The organism is Anaeromyxobacter diazotrophicus, from assembly GCF_013340205.1.
In the GTDB taxonomy this organism is placed as follows: domain Bacteria; phylum Myxococcota; class Myxococcia; order Myxococcales; family Anaeromyxobacteraceae; genus Anaeromyxobacter_A; species Anaeromyxobacter_A diazotrophicus.
Genome location: NZ_BJTG01000006.1, coordinates 85,974 through 103,115 on the forward strand (window position 1 = coordinate 85,974; position 17,142 = coordinate 103,115).

General features: G+C 73.7%; 14 protein-coding genes. 12 read left to right on the top strand and 2 right to left on the bottom strand.

Features of this window, described 5'->3' with window-relative positions; translation table 11 throughout:
- Positions 1-8: 8 nt before the first annotated feature.
- Positions 9-884, bottom strand: a complete 876-nt coding sequence (locus HWY08_RS13355) for a double zinc ribbon and FHA domain-containing protein (protein ID WP_235969622.1) — start codon at positions 882-884, stop codon at positions 9-11.
- Between the two features lie 203 nt (positions 885-1,087).
- On the opposite strand from HWY08_RS13355, the gene HWY08_RS13360 reads away from it, so the two are divergent.
- Positions 1,088-3,277, top strand: coding sequence for a RelA/SpoT family protein (locus HWY08_RS13360; RefSeq protein ID WP_176065975.1), 2,190 nt, complete (start codon positions 1,088-1,090; stop codon positions 3,275-3,277).
- A gap of 67 nt (positions 3,278-3,344) precedes the next feature.
- Entirely contained in the window at positions 3,345-3,737 is a 393-nt protein-coding gene (locus HWY08_RS13365) for a RidA family protein (protein WP_176065977.1), read from the top strand.
- A 177-nt stretch (positions 3,738-3,914) separates the two neighbouring features.
- Here HWY08_RS13365 and HWY08_RS13370 read toward each other — a convergent pair whose 3' ends face one another.
- Complete coding sequence (locus tag HWY08_RS13370; protein WP_176065979.1) at positions 3,915-5,132, bottom strand: KamA family radical SAM protein; 1,218 nt, start codon at positions 5,130-5,132, stop codon at positions 3,915-3,917.
- 263 nt (positions 5,133-5,395) lie between these two features.
- On the opposite strand from HWY08_RS13370, the gene HWY08_RS13375 reads away from it, so the two are divergent.
- The 10 genes from HWY08_RS13375 (at position 5,396) to HWY08_RS13420 (ending at position 17,114) form a co-directional block, all read left to right on the top strand.
- Complete coding sequence (locus HWY08_RS13375) at positions 5,396-6,565, top strand: KamA family radical SAM protein (RefSeq protein WP_176065981.1); 1,170 nt, start codon at positions 5,396-5,398, stop codon at positions 6,563-6,565.
- On the top strand, positions 6,562-7,233 hold the full coding sequence (locus HWY08_RS13380; protein ID WP_176065983.1) for a DedA family protein: 672 nt from the start codon (positions 6,562-6,564) through the stop codon (positions 7,231-7,233). Before HWY08_RS13375 ends, HWY08_RS13380 begins: the two co-directional genes overlap by 4 nt.
- 4 nt (positions 7,234-7,237) lie before the next feature.
- Positions 7,238-8,386 (top strand): SpoIID/LytB domain-containing protein, encoded by a 1,149-nt coding sequence (locus HWY08_RS13385; RefSeq protein ID WP_235969623.1) that lies wholly within the window; start codon positions 7,238-7,240, stop codon positions 8,384-8,386.
- Positions 8,387-8,435: 49 nt separating this feature from the next.
- Complete coding sequence (queA, locus tag HWY08_RS13390) at positions 8,436-9,470, top strand: tRNA preQ1(34) S-adenosylmethionine ribosyltransferase-isomerase QueA (RefSeq protein WP_176065985.1); 1,035 nt, start codon at positions 8,436-8,438, stop codon at positions 9,468-9,470.
- A 71-nt stretch (positions 9,471-9,541) separates the two neighbouring features.
- Positions 9,542-10,696, top strand: coding sequence for a tRNA guanosine(34) transglycosylase Tgt (tgt, locus tag HWY08_RS13395; RefSeq protein WP_176065987.1), 1,155 nt, complete (start codon positions 9,542-9,544; stop codon positions 10,694-10,696).
- Positions 10,697-10,803: 107 nt separating this feature from the next.
- Positions 10,804-11,163, top strand: coding sequence for a preprotein translocase subunit YajC (gene yajC / locus HWY08_RS13400; protein ID WP_176065989.1), 360 nt, complete (start codon positions 10,804-10,806; stop codon positions 11,161-11,163).
- A complete protein-coding gene (gene secD / locus HWY08_RS13405) occupies positions 11,164-12,990 on the top strand; it encodes a protein translocase subunit SecD (RefSeq protein WP_176065991.1) in 1,827 nt (608 codons plus the stop codon).
- Positions 12,990-14,180, top strand: a complete 1,191-nt coding sequence (gene secF / locus HWY08_RS13410) for a protein translocase subunit SecF (protein WP_176065993.1) — start codon at positions 12,990-12,992, stop codon at positions 14,178-14,180. Before secD ends, secF begins: the two co-directional genes overlap by 1 nt.
- A gap of 304 nt (positions 14,181-14,484) precedes the next feature.
- Positions 14,485-14,997 carry a vitamin K epoxide reductase family protein gene (locus tag HWY08_RS13415; protein ID WP_176065995.1) on the top strand — a complete coding sequence of 171 codons (513 nt, stop codon included), beginning with the start codon at positions 14,485-14,487 and terminating at the stop codon, positions 14,995-14,997.
- Positions 14,988-17,114 carry an amylo-alpha-1,6-glucosidase gene (locus tag HWY08_RS13420; protein ID WP_176065997.1) on the top strand — a complete coding sequence of 709 codons (2,127 nt, stop codon included), beginning with the start codon at positions 14,988-14,990 and terminating at the stop codon, positions 17,112-17,114. The genes HWY08_RS13415 and HWY08_RS13420 overlap by 10 nt, the downstream gene beginning before the upstream one ends.
- Positions 17,115-17,142: the final 28 nt, after the last annotated feature.

Sequence of the window (17,142 nt, forward strand, 5' to 3'; positions counted from 1 at the left end):
CCAGAGGATCAGGCCAGCTCGACGCGCAGGACCTCGCGCCCCATCCGCACCGCGTCGCCGTCGTGGAGCTCGCGCTCCGCGCCCGTCGGGACCCGCAGGAACGTGCCGGTGGTCGAGCCGAGGTCGCGCAGGCGCGCCTCGCCGCCGGCGTCGAGCAGGAGCTCGGCGTGGGCCGGCGCCAGGTGCGGGTCGTCCCCCAGGTTCACGGAGCAGCCGGAGCGCCCGAGCGTGATCGAGGGGCCCGCGCGGATCCAGCTGCGGCCGCCCGCGCCCCCCTCGAGCCACTCCTCGATCACCACCGCCGGCCCCTCGGGCCGGGCCGCGCCGAGCCGGCGGGTGCCGTCCGGGCCGGGCGGGGCGGGCGGCGCGAGCGGGCCGCCGAAGCGGAGCAGGCGCTCGCCGAGCGCGAAGAGGTGGCCGGGCCGGAGCGGGACGGTGAGCCCCCGCAGGCGCACGAACACGCCGCCGGCGGCGCCCTCGTCGCGCACGAGCAGCGTCCCGTCGCGCAGGGCGAAGGTCGCGTGCAGCGGCGACAGGCAAGGATCCTCGGGGAAGAGCAGCTGGCCCTCCGCGCGGCCCGCCTGCGCCTCGCCCGGGCGCAGCTCGAAGGACGCGCCCGCCGGCGCCTCGCCGCGCTCGACGACGAGGCGCGCCTTCTGGGCGCGGGGGGCTGCGCCGGCCACCGCGGGCGACTCCGGGTCGGCCCCGAGCGGCTTGCCGCAGCCGGCGCAGGCGCGGGCGCCCGGGTCGTTGTAGGCGTCGCACGCGCGGCAGACGAGGCCCAGCATCCCGGTGAGCCGCGCCATCGGGACCTCCGCCCCGCAGGCGGGACAGGCGGCCACCGTGACGTCGATCGTCACCCCGCAGGTCTTGCACGTCAGCACGTTCGAGAGGCCTCCGCCTCCGGCAGGCGCACCGGCAGGGGCTCGTCCGTTCTACTCCGACGTTCCCCCTCGGCTCAACACGCCCGCGCCCGTCCGGCCGCGCGCTCTCGGCGGGGTCGCCTGGCACCCAGGCGCGGCGGGCATTACGGATCCGCGCGTGCTTGCCGGCTCTGGGACCGGCAGATAGGCTTTTTGGTTGCCCCTTGCTGCGACTCAACGACATCCTCGACCGCGTCGGCGGTTACCACCCCGACCCGGATCTCGACCTCATCAAGAAGGCCTACGTCTACTCGGCGAAGGTCCACCAAGGGCAGATCCGCAAGTCGGGCGAGCCGTACCTCATCCACCCGCTGGAGGTGGCCGGCATCCTGGCCGAGATGCACCTCGACGAGGCCTCGGTCGTCACCGGCCTCCTCCACGACACCATCGAGGACACCCTCGCCACCAAGGAGGAGATCGCGGAGCTGTTCGGGCAGGAGATCGCCGAGCTCGTCGACGGCGTCACCAAGCTCTCGCAGTTCACCGCCGGCAACACCCAGGAGGAGAAGCAGGCCGAGAACTTCCGCAAGATGGTCGTGGCCATGGCGAAGGACATCCGCGTCCTGCTCGTCAAGCTCGCCGACCGGACGCACAACATGCGGACGCTCGAGCACATGACCCCGGAGAAGCAGGAGCGCATCGCCCGCGAGACGCTCGACATCTACGCGCCGCTCTCCAACCGGCTCGGCATCCAGTGGCTCAAGACCGAGCTGGAGGAGCTCTCCTTCAAGTACCTGCACCGGGGCGACTACGCCGAGCTGGAGCAGAAGGTCGAGGCGCGGGCCAAGGAGCGGGACAAGTTCATCGCCGAGGTGGTGGGGATCATCCGGGGCAAGCTCGACGAGTCGGGCATCCAGGGCGAGGTGTACGGGCGCGTGAAGCACCTGTACTCCATCTGGCGGAAGATGCAGGTGCAGAGCGTGGACTTCGAGCAGATCCACGACGTCATCGCCTTCCGCGTCATCGTCCAGAACGTCGCCCACTGCTACGAGACGCTGGGCCTCATCCACTCTTTGTGGAAGCCGGTCCCGGGCCGCTTCAAGGACTTCATCGCCATCCCCAAGCCGAACCTGTACCAGTCGCTCCACACCACCGTGATCGGCCCGCGGGCCGAGCGGATCGAGATCCAGATCCGCACCGAGGAGATGCACAAGATCGCGGAGGAGGGCGTCGCCGCGCACTGGGCCTACAAGGAGGGGAAGAACGGGGAGGGGCCGAGCGCCAAGGACGCCGCCAAGTTCGGCTGGCTGCGCCAGCTGCTCGAGTGGCAGCGCGACCTCACCGACCCGACCGAGTTCCTGGAGACGGTCAAGGTGGACCTCTTCGCGGACGAGGTGTTCGTCTTCACGCCCAAGGGCGACGTGAAGAGCCTGCCCCGCGGCGCCACCCCGCTCGACTTCGCCTACGCCGTCCACTCCGAGGTGGGCGAGCACACCGTCGGCGCCAAGGTGAACGGGAAGATCGTCCCGCTCCGCTCCACGCTCAAGAACGGGGACACGGTCGAGATCCTGACCGCCCCGGGCAGCCACCCGTCGAAGGACTGGCTGGGCTTCGTCAAGACCAGCCGCGCCCAGACCCGCATCCGCGGCTTCATCCGGCAGGCCGAGCACAAGCGCTCGCTCGAGATCGGCAAGGAGCTGGCGGAGCGCGAGCTGCGCCGCTACGGCGTCTCGCTGGCCAAGGTCACCAAGGGCGGCGAGCTCGACCGGGCGGCCGCCGCGCTCGGCTACAAGCGCGGGGACGACGTGCTGGTGGCGCTGGGCTACGGCAAGATCGGCCCGCAGCAGATCCTGGCGCAGCTCGTCCCGGCCGAGCGGCTGGCGGCGCCCGCCCCGGCCGAGGAGCCCACCTCGCGGCTCACCGAGCTGTTCCGCAAGGTGGCGCGCCGGCCGACGGGCGGCGTGAGGATCAGCGGCATCGACGACGTGCTGGTCCGCTACGGCAAGTGCTGCAACCCGGTGCCGGGCGACGACATCGTGGGCTTCATCACCCGCGGGCGCGGCGTCACCGTCCACACCCGCGTCTGCGACCGGGCCCTCACCCTCGACCCGCTGCGCCGGGTGGACGTCTCCTGGGACATCCGCGCCAGCGAGGTGAAGCGGCCGGTCTCGATCAAGGTGGTCACCGACGACCGGCCGGGCGTGCTGGCGCAGATCTCGAAGACCATCAGCGAGGCCGGGATGAACATCTCCCAGGCCACCTGCCGCACCACCGGCCTGGGGCGGGCGGTGAACACCTTCGAGATGTCCATCGGCGAGGTGAAGCAGCTCCGCAGCGTCATGCGCAGCATCGAGGCCATCGAGGGGGTGGTCTCGGTCGAGCGCCTCTACGCCGTGGAGCGGGTGCCCTCCTAGCGCCGGCGGCGGCGCCCGCCGCGCAGGTCGGCGAGCGGGCGGGGCGCGGTGGGGCTATCCTGGCGCCATGTCCCATTCCACCGTCGCCACGCCGTCGGCGCCCCGCGCCATCGGCCCGTACAGCCAGGCCGTGCTCGTCGAGCGCGGGGGCACCCGCACCCTCTACTGCTCGGGGCAGATCCCGCTCGATCCCGCCACCGGCGAGCTCGTCCAGGGCGACATCGCGGTCCAGACCGAGCGCGTGCTCGCCAACCTCGAGGCGGTGCTCGCCGGGGCGAAGCTGTCGTTCGCCGACGTCGTCAAGACGACCGTCTTCCTCGTCGACCTGGCCGACTTCGCCCGGATGAACGAGGTGTACGGCCGCCGCTTCGGGGGCGCGCCGCCGGCCCGCTCGACGGTGCAGGTCGCCGCGCTGCCGAAGGGGGCGCGGGTGGAGATCGAGGTGGTGGCGGCGGGGTAGGCCGGGGGAGCGGCGGACTGGCCGCGGACGGGCGGATGTCGCAGGCACAGGGTTCCTGCTGCGATGGCCGGGTCGCGCCGCGTGGCGGCGCGACGGCTGGGGTTCCTGCTGCGATGGAGGGGTCGCGCCGCGTGGCGGCGCGACGTTGCTGCGCGGCGGACTTCGTCCGCCTTGCGGCTAGGGCTCTTCGTACGTGTACGTCTCGCCGGCGTAGTTGCGGAACGTCCAGCGCTTCCCCTCGCGCTTCACGACGTACTCGGGGTTCACCGGGATCTTGCCCCCGCCCTGCGGCGCGTCGACCACGAACTGCGGCACGGCGAGGCCGCTCGTGTGGCCGCGCAGCGCCTCGATGATGCGGATGCCGCTCTCGACGGGCGTGCGGAAGTGGCTGATGCCCTTCGAGAGGTCGCACTGGTAGATGTAGTAGGGGCGGATCCGCATGAGGAGCAGCTTGTGGTTCAGCTCCAGCACCGTCTTCGGGTCGTCGTTCACGCCCTTCAACAGCACCATCTGGTTGCCGATCACGCAGCCGGCGTCGGCGAGGCGCCGCGCCGCCTCGAACGCCTCGGCGGTGCACTCCTTGGGGTGGTTGAAGTGCGTGTTGACGTAGACCGGCTGGTGCCGGCGCAGCATGTAGACGAAGTCGTCGGTGATCCGCTGCGGCAGCGTGACGAGGTTGCGCGTGCCGAGCCGGAAGATCTCGACGTGCGGGATGGCGCGCAGCCGCCCCAGGATGTAGTCGAGTCGCTCGTCGGAGAGCGAGAGCGGATCGCCGCCCGAGACCACGATGTCGCGGATCTCGGGGTGGGCGGCGATGTAGCCGAGCCCGTCCTCGATCTGCTTCTTGGCGGCGGCGCTGCTCGGGTCGGCCACCTTCCGCTTGCGCGTGCAGTGGCGGCAGTACACCGGGCAGTTGTGCGTCGTGTAGAAGAGGACGCGGTCGGGGTAGCGGTGGGTGATGCCGGGGACCGGCATGTCCCGCTCCTCCGCCAGCGGGTCCTCCAGGTCGGCGGGCGCGATCTGCAGCTCGCCCAGCGTGGGCACCGCCTGCAGCCGCACCGGGCAGGAGGGGTCCTCGGGGTCCATCAGCGCCGCGTAGTACGGCGTGATGCCCATGTGGAACTCGGCCTCGGTCTCGCGGGCCGCCTGGCGCTCGCCGGCCGTCACCCGGATGACCTGCTCCAGGCGATCGAGCGAGGTGACGCGCTCGCGCTGCTGCCAGTGCCAGTCGTTCCAGAGCGCGTCGGAGACGCCCTTCCAGATGGAGCGCGGGCCGGGCGGGAAGCGGGAGGTGACGTGGCGGACGGGGCGTGGGTCGCCGCCGGCGCCCAGGTCGGGGGCCGCGGACGGCCCGGGAGAAGCAGCCTCTCCCGTCAGGACCGGAAGGGTGGCCATGTCGTTACGCTCGCTCCTTCGAGGCGGCGAACCGCTCGATGTACTCATAACATCGACCGGCGCGGACGGCAGGCTTCGGGCGCCCCGGTCGCCGCCGCACAGTACCTCGCCGGCCCGACGCCGCGAACCCGCCTCCGGCGGCCGAGCGAGCGCCGGCCGCGCGCTTTGACTTTCGGGGAGGGCCTGCGTAGGTTCGCGCGTTTTTCTCCAGCGACGGCGCGCCGCTCCGGCGCCGCGCCCGGGGCGAGCGGAAGACGGACGAGATGAGCGGACGCGATCTCTTTCCCGGGGTGAGCGAGGCCGAGTGGCGCGACTGGCGCTGGCAGCAGCGCCACGCGCTGCGCACGCCGGAGGCGGTGGCGCGCCTGGTGGACCTGTCCGACGCGGAGCGCCGCGGGCTGGCCCTCACGGCCGGGGCGTTCCGGGTCGCCATCACGCCCTACTACGCCTCGCTCATCGACCCGCACCACCCGTTCTGCCCCGTCCGGATGCAGGCCATCCCGGTGGCGGCCGAGGCCGAGGCCGCGCCCGGCGACCTGCGCGACCCGCTGGGCGAGGACCGGCACCGGCCCTGCCGCGCGGTCGTCCACAAGTACCCCGACCGCGTCCTCTTCCTCGTCACCGACACCTGCGCCGTGTACTGCCGCCACTGCACCCGCCGCCGCATCACCGGCGGCGAGGAGGGCGCGTTCGACCGGGCCGCCGCCGAGGAGGGGATCGCCTACGTGCGCGCCCACCCCGCCGTTCGCGACGTGCTCGTCTCCGGCGGCGACCCGCTGGTGCTGGGGGACGAGCGGCTCGGGTGGCTCCTGCGCGAGCTGCGCGCCATCCCCCACGTCGAGATCCTGCGGCTCGCCACCCGGGCGCCGGTCACCTGCCCCATGCGCGTCGACGACGCGCTGGCGCGGCTGCTCCGCGGCGTGAAGCCGCTCTTCGTCGTGACGCACTTCAACCACCTGAAGGAGTGCACGCCCGAGGCGCAGGAGGCGTGCGAGCGGCTCGTCGACCACGGCGTGCCGGTCGAGAACCAGACCGTGCTGCTGCGGCGCGTCAACTCGACCGCGCGCAACATCGCGGCGCTCAACCAGCGCCTGCTCGCCTGGCGCGTGCGGCCCTACTACCTGCACCAGGGCGACGTGGCCGAGGGCACCGGCCACTGGCGGACGCCGCTCGCCTGCGGGATCGAGATCCTGGAGCAGCTCAGAGGTCACACCAGCGGCCTGGCCGTGCCGCACCTCGCGGTCGATCTCCCCGGCGGCGGGGGCAAGGTCACGCTGCAGCCGGAGTACCGGCTCGGCCCGGCGCCGGGCGGCACCGAGTTCCGCAACTACCGCGGCGAGCGGTACCTCTACCCCGATCCTCCCGAGGCGGACTGCAGCTGCCCCTACGACGAGGTCTTCCACGCGGGCCCGGCCCGACGGAGCGTCGAGTGATCACGAAGGTCATCGCGGTGCTGGCGGTCTGGACGACGGGCGTCATCTCCTCGCTCGGCTACGGCGGGGTGGCGCTGCTCATGGCCATCGAGAGCGCCTGTATCCCGCTGCCCTCCGAGATCATCATGCCGTTCGCGGGCTACCTCGTGTACACGGGCCAGTTCTCGCTGCACGGGGCGGCGCTGGCGGGCGCGGTGGGCTGCATCGTCGGCTCCATCCCCGCCTACTGGCTCGGGCAGTACGGCGGCCGGCCGGTCATCGAGCGCTGGGGGCGCTACGTGCTGCTCTCCCGCAAGGAGCTCGACCTCGCCGACCGGCTCTTCGCGCGCCACGGGCAGTGGGTGGTGCTGGTGGGGCGGCTGCTCCCCGTCGTCCGCACCTTCATCGCCTTCCCGGCCGGCGTGGCGCGGATGAACATGACGAAGTTCGTCGTGTACACGTTCGTCGGCTCGTACCCCTGGTGCTACGGGCTCGCCTGGGTGGGCATGAAGCTCGGCGAGCAGTGGGACAAGGACCCGCGGCTCAAGGCCGCCTTCCACCGCTTCGACCTCGTCATCGGGCTCGCCCTGGTGGCCGCGGCAGCCTGGTTCGTGTGGCACAAGCTCCGGGAGGCGAAAGCGTCCCGCGCGCCCGCGCCGGCGGCCCGGGAGGGCGCGGGGGAGGGGTAGCCGCGTGCACCTCGGGTTCCGTCCCCCCCGCGCCGCGGCGGCGAGGAGCGCGGCCGGGCCCATCCTGGCCGCCCTGGCGCTCCTCGCCGCCACCCCTGCGCGCGCCGGCGAGGTGGTCCGCATCGCGGTGGCGGTGGGGCCGGGCCCGTTCACGGTGACGGCGCCGGGGCTCACGGTCGCGCCGCTGCGCGAGGGGTCGGGCGCGGCCGAGGCCGCCGCCGGCCGCGCCACCTTCGCGCTCCGAGGCGGAGCGCTGACCGTGAACGGCGCCCCGCTCGACGCGGCCGGCGCGGCGCTCGACGCGGCCGGCCCGCTGCGGGTGGACGCCGCCCCCAGGGCCACCTTCGCCGGGGGCCTCGAGGTCCGGCGCGCGCCCGGCGGGCTGGCGGTGATCCACGCCGTGCCGCTCGAGGACTACGTGGCGGCGGTGACCGTCTCCGAGATGCCGGCGCGCTTCCCGCCCGCGGCGCTCCAGGCGCAGGCGGTGGCGGCGCGCACCTTCGCGGTGTTCAAGAAGCTGGAGGCGGTCGGCGAAGGGCGGCCGTGGCACCTCGGCGCGACCGTGCTCGACCAGGTCTACCGCGCCGGGGAGCCCGACCCGCGCGCCCGCGCCGCCGCCGCCGCCACCGCCGGCGAGGTGCTCGTCTTCGAGCACGCGCCCATCGAGGCCTACTTCCACTCCACCTGCGGCGGGCGCACCGAGCGCGGCGCGGACGCGCTCGGGCGCGACCGCCCCTACCTCGCCTCGGTCGCCTGCGATCGCTGCCGCGCCTCGCCCCGGGCGCGCTGGACGGTGCGGGTCCCGGCGGCGGAGCTGGGGGCGCGCGCCGGGCTCCCCGGCGCCGTCGCGTCCGCCCGCGTCGCCGGGCGCACCGCCAGCGGGCGGGCCGCGCGGGTCGAGCTCGCGGGGCGCGGGCGCTCGGTCACGCTCTCGGCGGTGGACCTCCGCCAGCGGCTCGGGTTCGAGCGGCTGCCCTCGCTCGACTTCGACGTGAAGGTCGCGGGCGGGGCCGCGGTCTTCCAGGGCCGCGGCGCCGGCCACGGCGCCGGGCTGTGCCAGTGGGGCGCCGCCGGCGCCGCCGAGGCGGGGGAGGACTACCGCGCCATCCTCGCGCGCTACTACCCCGGGACCGAGATCGTGAGGATGTACTGACCCCCGGCCGCGGACGTATTCGAGCCCCGTGCTAGGAGACCGCTCCCCCGTGACCCTCTCCGACTTCGACTACCCGCTCCCCGAGGAGCTCATCGCGCAGGAGCCGGTCTCGCCGCGCGACGCCTCGCGGCTCCTGGTGGTGCCCCGCGACGGGGGCGCCGCGCTCTCGGAGCTGCGCTTCGCGGAGCTCGAGCGGCTGCTCCGGCCGGGCGACCTGCTCGTCCTCAACGACACGCGCGTCATCCCGGCGCGGCTGCTCGGGACCAAGGAGAGCGGCGGCCGCTGCGAGCTGCTCCTGCTCGAGCCGCTGGAGGGCGAGGAGGGCGCCCGCTGGCGCGCGCTCGGGCAGTCCTCGAAGCCGCTCCGGCCCGGGATGCGGCTCGCCTTCGGCGCGCTCGCGGCGGCGGTCGAGGCGGCGCAGGGCGGCGGGCTGTTCGAGGTGCGCTTCGACCGCGGCGGGGCGGCGCTCCGGGCGGCGCTCGAGGCGGTGGGGCGGATGCCGCTGCCCCCGTACATCCGGCGCGAGCCGAACGCGGCCGACCGCGAGCGGTACCAGACGGTGGTGGCGCGCGTGCCCGGGAGCGCGGCGGCGCCCACCGCCGGCCTGCACTTCACGCCCGAGCTGCTGGCGCGGCTCTCGGCGCGCGGCGTGGAGCGCACCGCCGTCACGCTGCACGTGGGGGCCGGCACCTTCCTGCCCGTCCGCGGCGACGACCTCGACCAGCACCGGATGCACGAGGAGCGGTACGAGGTCTCCGCCGAGGCGGCGCACGCCTTCGCCGCCTGCCGGGCCCGCGGCGGCCGGGTGGTGGCGGTGGGGACCACCGCGGTGCGGACCCTGGAGAGCGCGTGCGAGGGCGGCGCGCTCCGCCCCGGCTCCGGCCGGACGGCGCTCTTCATCCGGCCCGGGTTCCGCTTCCAGGCCGTGGACGCGCTGGTCACGAACCTCCACCTGCCGCGCTCGACCTTGCTCATGCTGGTCTGCGCGTTCGCCGGGCGCGAGCGCGTGCTCGCCGCCTACGGGGAGGCGGTGGCCCGGCGCTTCCGCTTCTTCAGCTACGGCGACGCCATGTTCCTCGCCTGACGGGCGGCCGCGCCGCCGCCGGCGGCGCCCCGGCGCTTGACATCCCGCCGCGCGGCGGCGAAACCCGCCCCGTGATCTCGTTCCAGCTCCTCGCCCAGGACGGCGCCGCCCGGCGCGGGCGGCTCGTCACCCCGCACGCGGTGGTGGAGACGCCGGTCTTCATGCCGGTCGGCACGGCCGCCACCGTGAAGACGCTCTCGCCGCGCGACCTCGAGGAGCTCGGCGCGCGCATCGTCCTCGGCAACACCTACCACCTGTACCTGCGGCCCGGGCACGACCGCGTGCGCCGGCTGGGCGGGCTGCACCGGTTCATGGCCTGGTCGGGCGCGCTCCTCACCGACTCGGGCGGCTTCCAGGTGTTCAGCCTGGGCGAGGCGCCCCGCGGCACCGGCGAGCCGGCGAGCGCGCCGAAGGGCCTCGTGCGCATCTCCGAGGAGGGCGTCGAGTTCCGCAGCCACCTCGACGGCTCGCGCCACTTCCTCTCGCCGGAGCGCGCCATCGAGATCCAGGAGGCCCTCGGCGCGGACGTGATCATGGCCTTCGACGAGTGCCCGCCGTCGAAGGCGGAGCGGAGCTACCACGAGGCCTCGCTGGCCCGGACCCAGCGGTGGCTGGTGCGCTGCCAGGCCGCGTGGCGCCGCGACGGCGCGTCGGCGCTGTTCGGCATCTGCCAGGGCGGGCTCTTCCCCGACCTCCGCCGCCGCGCCATCGAGGAGGCCGCCGCGCTCGACCTGCCCGGCTACGCGCTCGGCGGCTACGCGGTGGGCGAGGAGCCCGAGGAGATGTGGGCGGGCGTGGCGCGCGACGCGCCGCTCCTCCCGCGCGAGAAGCCGCGCTACCTCATGGGCGTCGGCACGCCGGAGGACCTCTTGCAGGGGGTCCTGGCCGGCGTGGACATGTTCGACTGCGTGCTGCCCACCCGCTGCGCGCGGAACGGCCTCCTCTTCACGAGCGAGGGGCGGCTCACCATCCGCAACGCCGCCTTCCAGGACGACGACCGGCCGGCCGACCCCGCCTGCGCCTGCTACACCTGCCGGACGTTCTCGCGCGCCTACCTGCGCCACCTGTTCCGGGCCGGCGAGCTGCTCGGCCTCCGCCTCAACACCCTGCACAACGTCCACTACTTCCTCGATCTCATGGCGGGAGCGCGCAGGGCGATCGAGGAGGGGCGGCTCCCGGCCTACGCCGCGGAGAAGCGGCAGGGCTGGAAGAAGGGGCCGCTGTAGGGCGTTTCGCTCGCTCGGGGCTGGGTCGGGCCCGGCGCGTTACCCGTTGCGATCGCGGCCCAAATCCTGCTAAAAGACGGCACTTTTTCCGCTTTCATGGAGATCGCATGCACCAGGCCTTCGCGGCTTTCCTGAGCCAGACCGCTCCCGACGGGGGTGGCGCGCTCGGTGGCCCCATGTCGATGCCGCTCATGCTGCTGCTCATGTTCGGCGTCTTCTACTTCGTGCTCTGGCGGCCGCAGAGCAAGGAGCGGAAGAAGGTCGAGACCTTCCGCCAGAACCTCAAGAAGGGCGACAAGGTCTGGACCCAGGGCGGGATCATCGGGACCGTCGTCCAGGTCGAGGACCAGGCGGTGCTGCTCGAGATCGGCGCCGGGAAGGTCCGCGTGCTGAAGCAGTTCGTCGGCGGCGAGTTCAAGGAGAAGGGCGAGGCCGCCGAGCCCGCGAAGGTGGAGGCGAAGAAGTAAATGGAACGGAACTGGTATCTGCGGATCGCCCTCATCGCGGGCGTCCTCGTCTTCAGCCTGTACCAGCTCGTGCCGAGCTGGTTCTACTTCCAGCTGCCGCCCTCCGAGCGCAACGGCGAGAAGTACGACCAGTCGGTGCCGAGCTGGGCCCCGAGCGCGCGCAAGCACCTCAACCTCGGCCTCGACCTGCAGGGCGGCATCCACCTCGCCATGGGCGTCGACGTCGACCGCGCCGTGAAGGCGAAGGTCGCCCGCCGCGCGGACGAGATCGCCGACTTCCTGCGCGAGAAGAAGCTGCCGGTCGAGGCCTCCGCCCCGACGCCGGACGGCGCGCGCATCGCGGTCAAGACCTCCGACCCGAAGCGGGTCGAGTCGATCGTGCTCGACCAGTACGGCTCCGAGCTCACCTCCCCCTCGGGCGCGCCGCAGGGCACGGTCTACTTCGCCTTCAAGTCGAAGGTGCTGCAGGACTTCCAGGCCAAGGCGGTCGACCAGGCGGAGAAGACCATCCGCAACCGCGTCGACAAGTGGGGCGTCTCCGAGCCGGACATCAAGCGCAAGAGCAACAACCAGATCCAGATCCAGCTCCCCGGCTTCAAGGATCCGGAGAAGGCGAAGGAGCTGCTCGGCCGCACCGCCCAGCTCGAGTTCAAGATCACCGACGACGACTCGGCGGCGCTCGACGGCGTCCGCGCCGCGCTCCCGGCCTGCCCGGTGGACCAGGGCCTCCTGCGGGCGCCGCTGCCCGAGGGCGGCTGCTGGTCGGTGGAGGGCGTGGAGCTGCCCGGCGGCCAGGCCCGCCAGGCCACCTTCGTCGCCGCCAACACGCGCGCCCAGCTCGACGCGGCGGTGGACAAGGCCGCGAAGCCGCTCCTGCCGCCCGGCGACGAGATCGGCGTCGGCGAGGGCACGATCGGCGCGGGTCCGGTGAAGGACCGCTTCTACCGGACCTACCTCCTGCACGGGAAGACCGAGCTCACCGGCGACTACATCTCCGACGCGCGCGCGGCGATGGACAACTCGCAGGGCGCCGGCAAGCCGGTGGTGGTCTTCACCATGACGCCCGAGGGCGGACGCCTCATGGAGAAGCTCACCACCCAGAACCTGGGCCGCCGCATGGCGACGGTGCTCGACGGCAAGGTCGAGACCGCCCCCTACATCCAGGGCAAGATCTCCACCAACGGCCAGATCACGCTGGGCTCGAACCGCCCCTACCAGCAGATGTTCGAGGAGGCGAACGAGATCGCGCTCGTGCTGAAGGCGGGCGCGCTGCCCGCCCCGGTGACCATCTTCGAGGAGCGCACCGTCGGCGCCACGCTCGGGCCCGAGCTCATCAAGAAGGGCACCACCGCCGCGCTGGTGGGGCTCCTCCTGGTGGTGGCGTTCATGATCCTCTACTACCGGGCGACCGGCCTCATCGCAGACCTGGCGCTGGTGCTGAACGCGCTGCTGGTGCTCGCCATCATGAGCATCATCGGCTCGACCCTGACCCTGCCCGGCATCGCCGGCTTCGTGCTCACGCTCGGCATGGCGGTGGACGCGAACGTGCTCATCAACGAGCGCATCCGCGAGGAGCTGCGCGCGGGCCGCACCGTCCGGCAGGCGGTGGAGCAGGGCTACGACAAGGTCTTCTGGACCATCGTCGACAGCCACGTCACCACCCTCGTCGCCGGCGTCGTCCTCATGCAGTACGGCTCCGGACCGGTGCGCGGCTTCGCGGTGACCCTCATCATCGGCCTCGTCGCCTCGATGTTCACCTCCATCGTGGTGACCCGCGCCTTCATGGACTTCTTCACGCGTCGCGACACGGCGCGCCTGAGCGTCTGATGCAATTCAAGACCTTCGACCTCATCCCGCACGACACGAAGTTCGACTTCGTCGGGAAGCGCCACATCGCGGTGACGCTGTCGCTGCTCGCGAACGCGGCGGTGATCCTCTGGGCCGTCTTCCACGGCCTCAACTTCGGCGTCGACTTCGCCGGCGGCACCGAGATGGAGGTCCGGTTCGAGCAGGCGGTCGACCCGGGCGCCATCCGCAAGGGCGTGGAGGAGCTCGGCTTCACCGACGCCTCCGTGCAGACCTACGGCGCCGAGAGCGACCACACCTACCTCATCCGCGTCGGCCGCATCGCGCTCATGAGCCAGGCCGACGTCGACCGCGTGGTGAAGGCGGTCGAGGCCAAGTTCCCGGTCCAGGGCACGCCCCACTTCAACCCGGACGTGGGCGACAAGGTCGACTTCCAGTTCCAGGGCACGCCGCCCACCCCGGACCAGCTCCGGGCGGCGGTGGAGTCGGCCGGGGTCCGGGTGCGCGAGGTGCGGGAGGAGGCCGGCCTCACGGCCGGCACGAAGTCCTTCGCCGTCATCACGCAGGGCATCCAGGACAAGATCGAGCGCGACCTGTCGGCGCGCTTCGCCGAGGCGAAGCCCGACGTCCGGCGCGTCGAGTACGTCGGCCCGGCGGTGGGGCGCGAGCTCCGCAACCAGGGCTTCAAGGCCGTCCTCTACGCGATGGCGCTCATCGTCGTGTACATCGGCCTGCGCTTCGACTTCCGCTTCAGCCCGGGCGTCATCATCGCCATCATCCACGACGCGGTCATCACGCTCGGCTACTTCGCCTTCAGCGGCCGCGAGTTCAACCTGACCTCGGTGGCGGTCATCCTGACCGTCGTCGGCTACTCGGTGAACGACACGGTGGTGGTCTACGACCGCATCCGCGAGAACGCGGCCAGGCACAAGGGCAAGAAGCTCGGCGACCTGGTGAACGAGTCCATCAACGAGGTCCTGGGCCGGACCTTCCTCACCTCGTTCGCGACCGCGCTCTCCCTCATCGGCCTGCTCGTCTACGGCGTCGGCACCATCTTCGACTTCTCCGCCGCCATGATGATGGGCATCATCTCCGGCACCTACTCGACCTGGTTCATCGCCGCCCCGATGACCATCTGGCTCGAGGAGCGCGCCGCGAAGAAGGGCGCCCCAGCCCGCGCCGACCGCGAGCCCGCGCGCGCCGCGCGCTGACCCGCCGCGCCCCATCGCCGCCAGTACCCAGGAGCCCGCGCGCCTCACGGCGCCCGGGCTCCTGGCGTCTCGGGGCGGCCAGGCTCGGCCGGGACCCCCGAGGGCGCGGCCGCTCCCGCGACCGCGCAGCGGACGGCGCGGCGGCGTGCGGGGGCTCGGCGCCCGCGCCGCCGAGCGGCGGGGTGGCGTGAGCGGCGACGGGTGGCCGTGAGCCGCCGCCGTGCGCACCTCTTGGGTGGAACCGACGCCCTCCTGCGACGCTCGCCCGCGATCCCGCTGGGCCGCGCGCGCGGGCGCCTCCGCCGTGTCGCACGCTCCCTCCGATCCCTCGCGCTGGCGCGACCGAATCGCCCTCGCCGCGCTGGCGTCGGCCGGACTCCTCGTCTCCGGCTACCTGGCCGCGTACCAGCTCGGCGCGGTGGCCGCGCCCTGGGATCCCGTCTTCGGCCCGGCCAGCAGCGCCCGCGTGCTGCACTCGGTGGTGTCGCGCCTGCTCCCGGTGCCCGACGCCGCCGCCGGCGCCGCCGCGTACGCGGTGGAGCTCGCGCTCGATCTGGTCGGAGGCGCGGAGCGCTGGCGCACGCATCCCTGGCTCGTGCTGGCGTTCTCGGCGGTGGCGGTCGCGCTCGGCGTCGCCGGGGTCGCGCTGACGGCCGTCCAGGTCCTCGTCGTCCGCGCCGGCTGCACGCTGTGCCTGTGCTCTGCCGCCCTCTCGATCGCCATCGCGTGGGCCGTGGTGGCCGGGGACGAGCTGCGCGCGGCGCTGAAGACCGTCTCGGCCGGCGCCGGGGAGAGGGGGCACGCGCGATGGCGGTGACGCTGCACGAGGGGACGACGTTCCTGGTGTGCGACGACCGGGGCGACTTCGCCCCGGAGGCCGACGGCGGGCTGTTCCACCTCGACACCCGGTTCCTGTCCCGGCACGAGCTCCGGCTGGACGGGCAGGTGCCCGTCCTGCTGCAGCCCTCGACCCCGCACGCCGGCGAGGCCTGGCACTTCCTGACCAACCCGCCGCTCGACGGGGTCCGCCGCTCCACGCTGGGCATCGCGGTGCACCGCGAGCTGGGGGACGCGCTGCTCGAGACGATCGCGGTCGAGAACTTCTCGGGCGAGGCGGCGCGCTTCACGCTGAGCGTCGGCTTCGACACCGACTTCGAGTACATCCTCACCGTGAAGAAGCGCGCCGCGGGGGGCGAGGGCAGCGGCTGGGCGCCGCGGGTGCGCACCGCCGTCCACGGCGGCCGCGAGGTGGTGCTCGAGCTCGACGAGGGCGGCTCGCCTCACCGCACCGCGTTGACGTTCAGCGAGGCCCCCGACGAGCTGCGCGGGCGCGAGGCGCGCTTCCGGCTCGCGCTGGGGCCGCGCGGGCGCTGGCGCCTGGCGGTCGAGGTCGCGCCCTCCCTGGGGGACCGCCCGCGGCCCTCCCGGCCCTCGGCGGCGCAGGCGGACGCCGCGCGCGAGCGGCGGCGCGCCCTCGGCCGGCAGATGCCGCGGCTCGAGAGCGATCACCCCGTGCTGGCGCGCGCCTTCGACCAGGCCTCGCGCGACCTGGCGGCGCTGCGCATCAAGGCGGAGCGCGGCGGCGGGGACGACGGGGCCGGCGGGGGCGAGTACGCCATCGCCGCCGGGATCCCCTGGTACATGGACCTGTTCGGCCGCGACAGCCTGATCGCCTCCTACGAGACGATGCTGCACGATCCGGCCCTCGCGCGCGGCACCCTGCGCGCCCTGGCGCGGCTGCAGGGGACGAAGGTCGACCGGGTCTCGGAGGAGGCGCCCGGGAAGATCCTGCACGAGTACCGGCGTGGCCCGCTGACGCCGGCCGCGCGCGAGCTCATCCCGACCTACCCTTACTACGGCACGATCGACGCCACCCCGCTCTACCTCGTCACGCTCTCCGAGTACGTGCGCGCCACCGGCGACCTCGCCTTCGCCCGGAGCGCGTGGGACCACGTCCGCGCGGCCGTGGAGTGGATGCGTCGCTACGGCGACCGCGACGGCGACGGACTCCTCGAGTACCAGCGCGACTCCGAGGTGGGCCTCGTCAACCAGGGGTGGAAGGACTCGACCGACTCCGTCCGCTTCCGCGACGGGCGCATCGCCGATGCCCCCATCGCGCTGGTGGAGGTGCAGGGGTACGCCTACGACGCCCGGCGGCGGACCGCCGAGCTGGCGCGGCGGCTGGGCGCCGCCGACGAGGCCGAGCGGCTGGAGGAGGAGGCGGCGGCGTTGCGGCGGCGGCTGCGGGAGCGCTACTGGCTGCCCGATCGCGCCTTCTACGCCGAGGCGCTCGACGGCCGGAAGCGGCCCGTCGACGCACTCACCTCCAACCCGGGCCACCTGCTCTGGGCGGGCGCGGTCGACGCGGACCACGCGCGCGCCATCGCCCGCGTGCTCCTCGGGGAGGAGCTGTTCAGCGGGTTCGGCGTCCGCACCATGGGCGCGCGCGAGGGCGGCTACAACCCGGTGAGCTACCACGGCGGGAGCGTCTGGCCGCACGACAACGCCCTCATCCTGGCCGGCCTGGTCCGCTACGGGCTGCGCGACGAGGCGACCCGCCTGGCGGACGCGCTGCTCGGCGCCCTGGGCGCCTTCCCCGACGCCGAGCCGCCCGAGCTGTTCTGCGGCTACCCGGCGCGCGAGTACGCCACCCCGGTGCGGTACCCGACCGCCTGCCGGCCGCAGGCGTGGGCGTCGGGCGCCGTGGCGCTCGTCACCCGCGCCGCGCTCGGGCTCGAGGTCGACGCGCTGGAGCGCGAGGTCGCGGTGGCGCCGCTGCCGCTCGCAGGGATGTCGCGGCTCGCGCTGCGGGGCATCCCGGCCGGCGGGGGCCGGATCGACGTGGCGGTGCGGGTCCGCGGCGGCGGCGCCGAGGCCGAGGTGACCGGCCTGCCCGAAGGGTGGCGGCGGGTCGAGCCGCGCGTGGAGCGCTGAGGAGGGGAGCTGCTCACCAGCAGGGGAG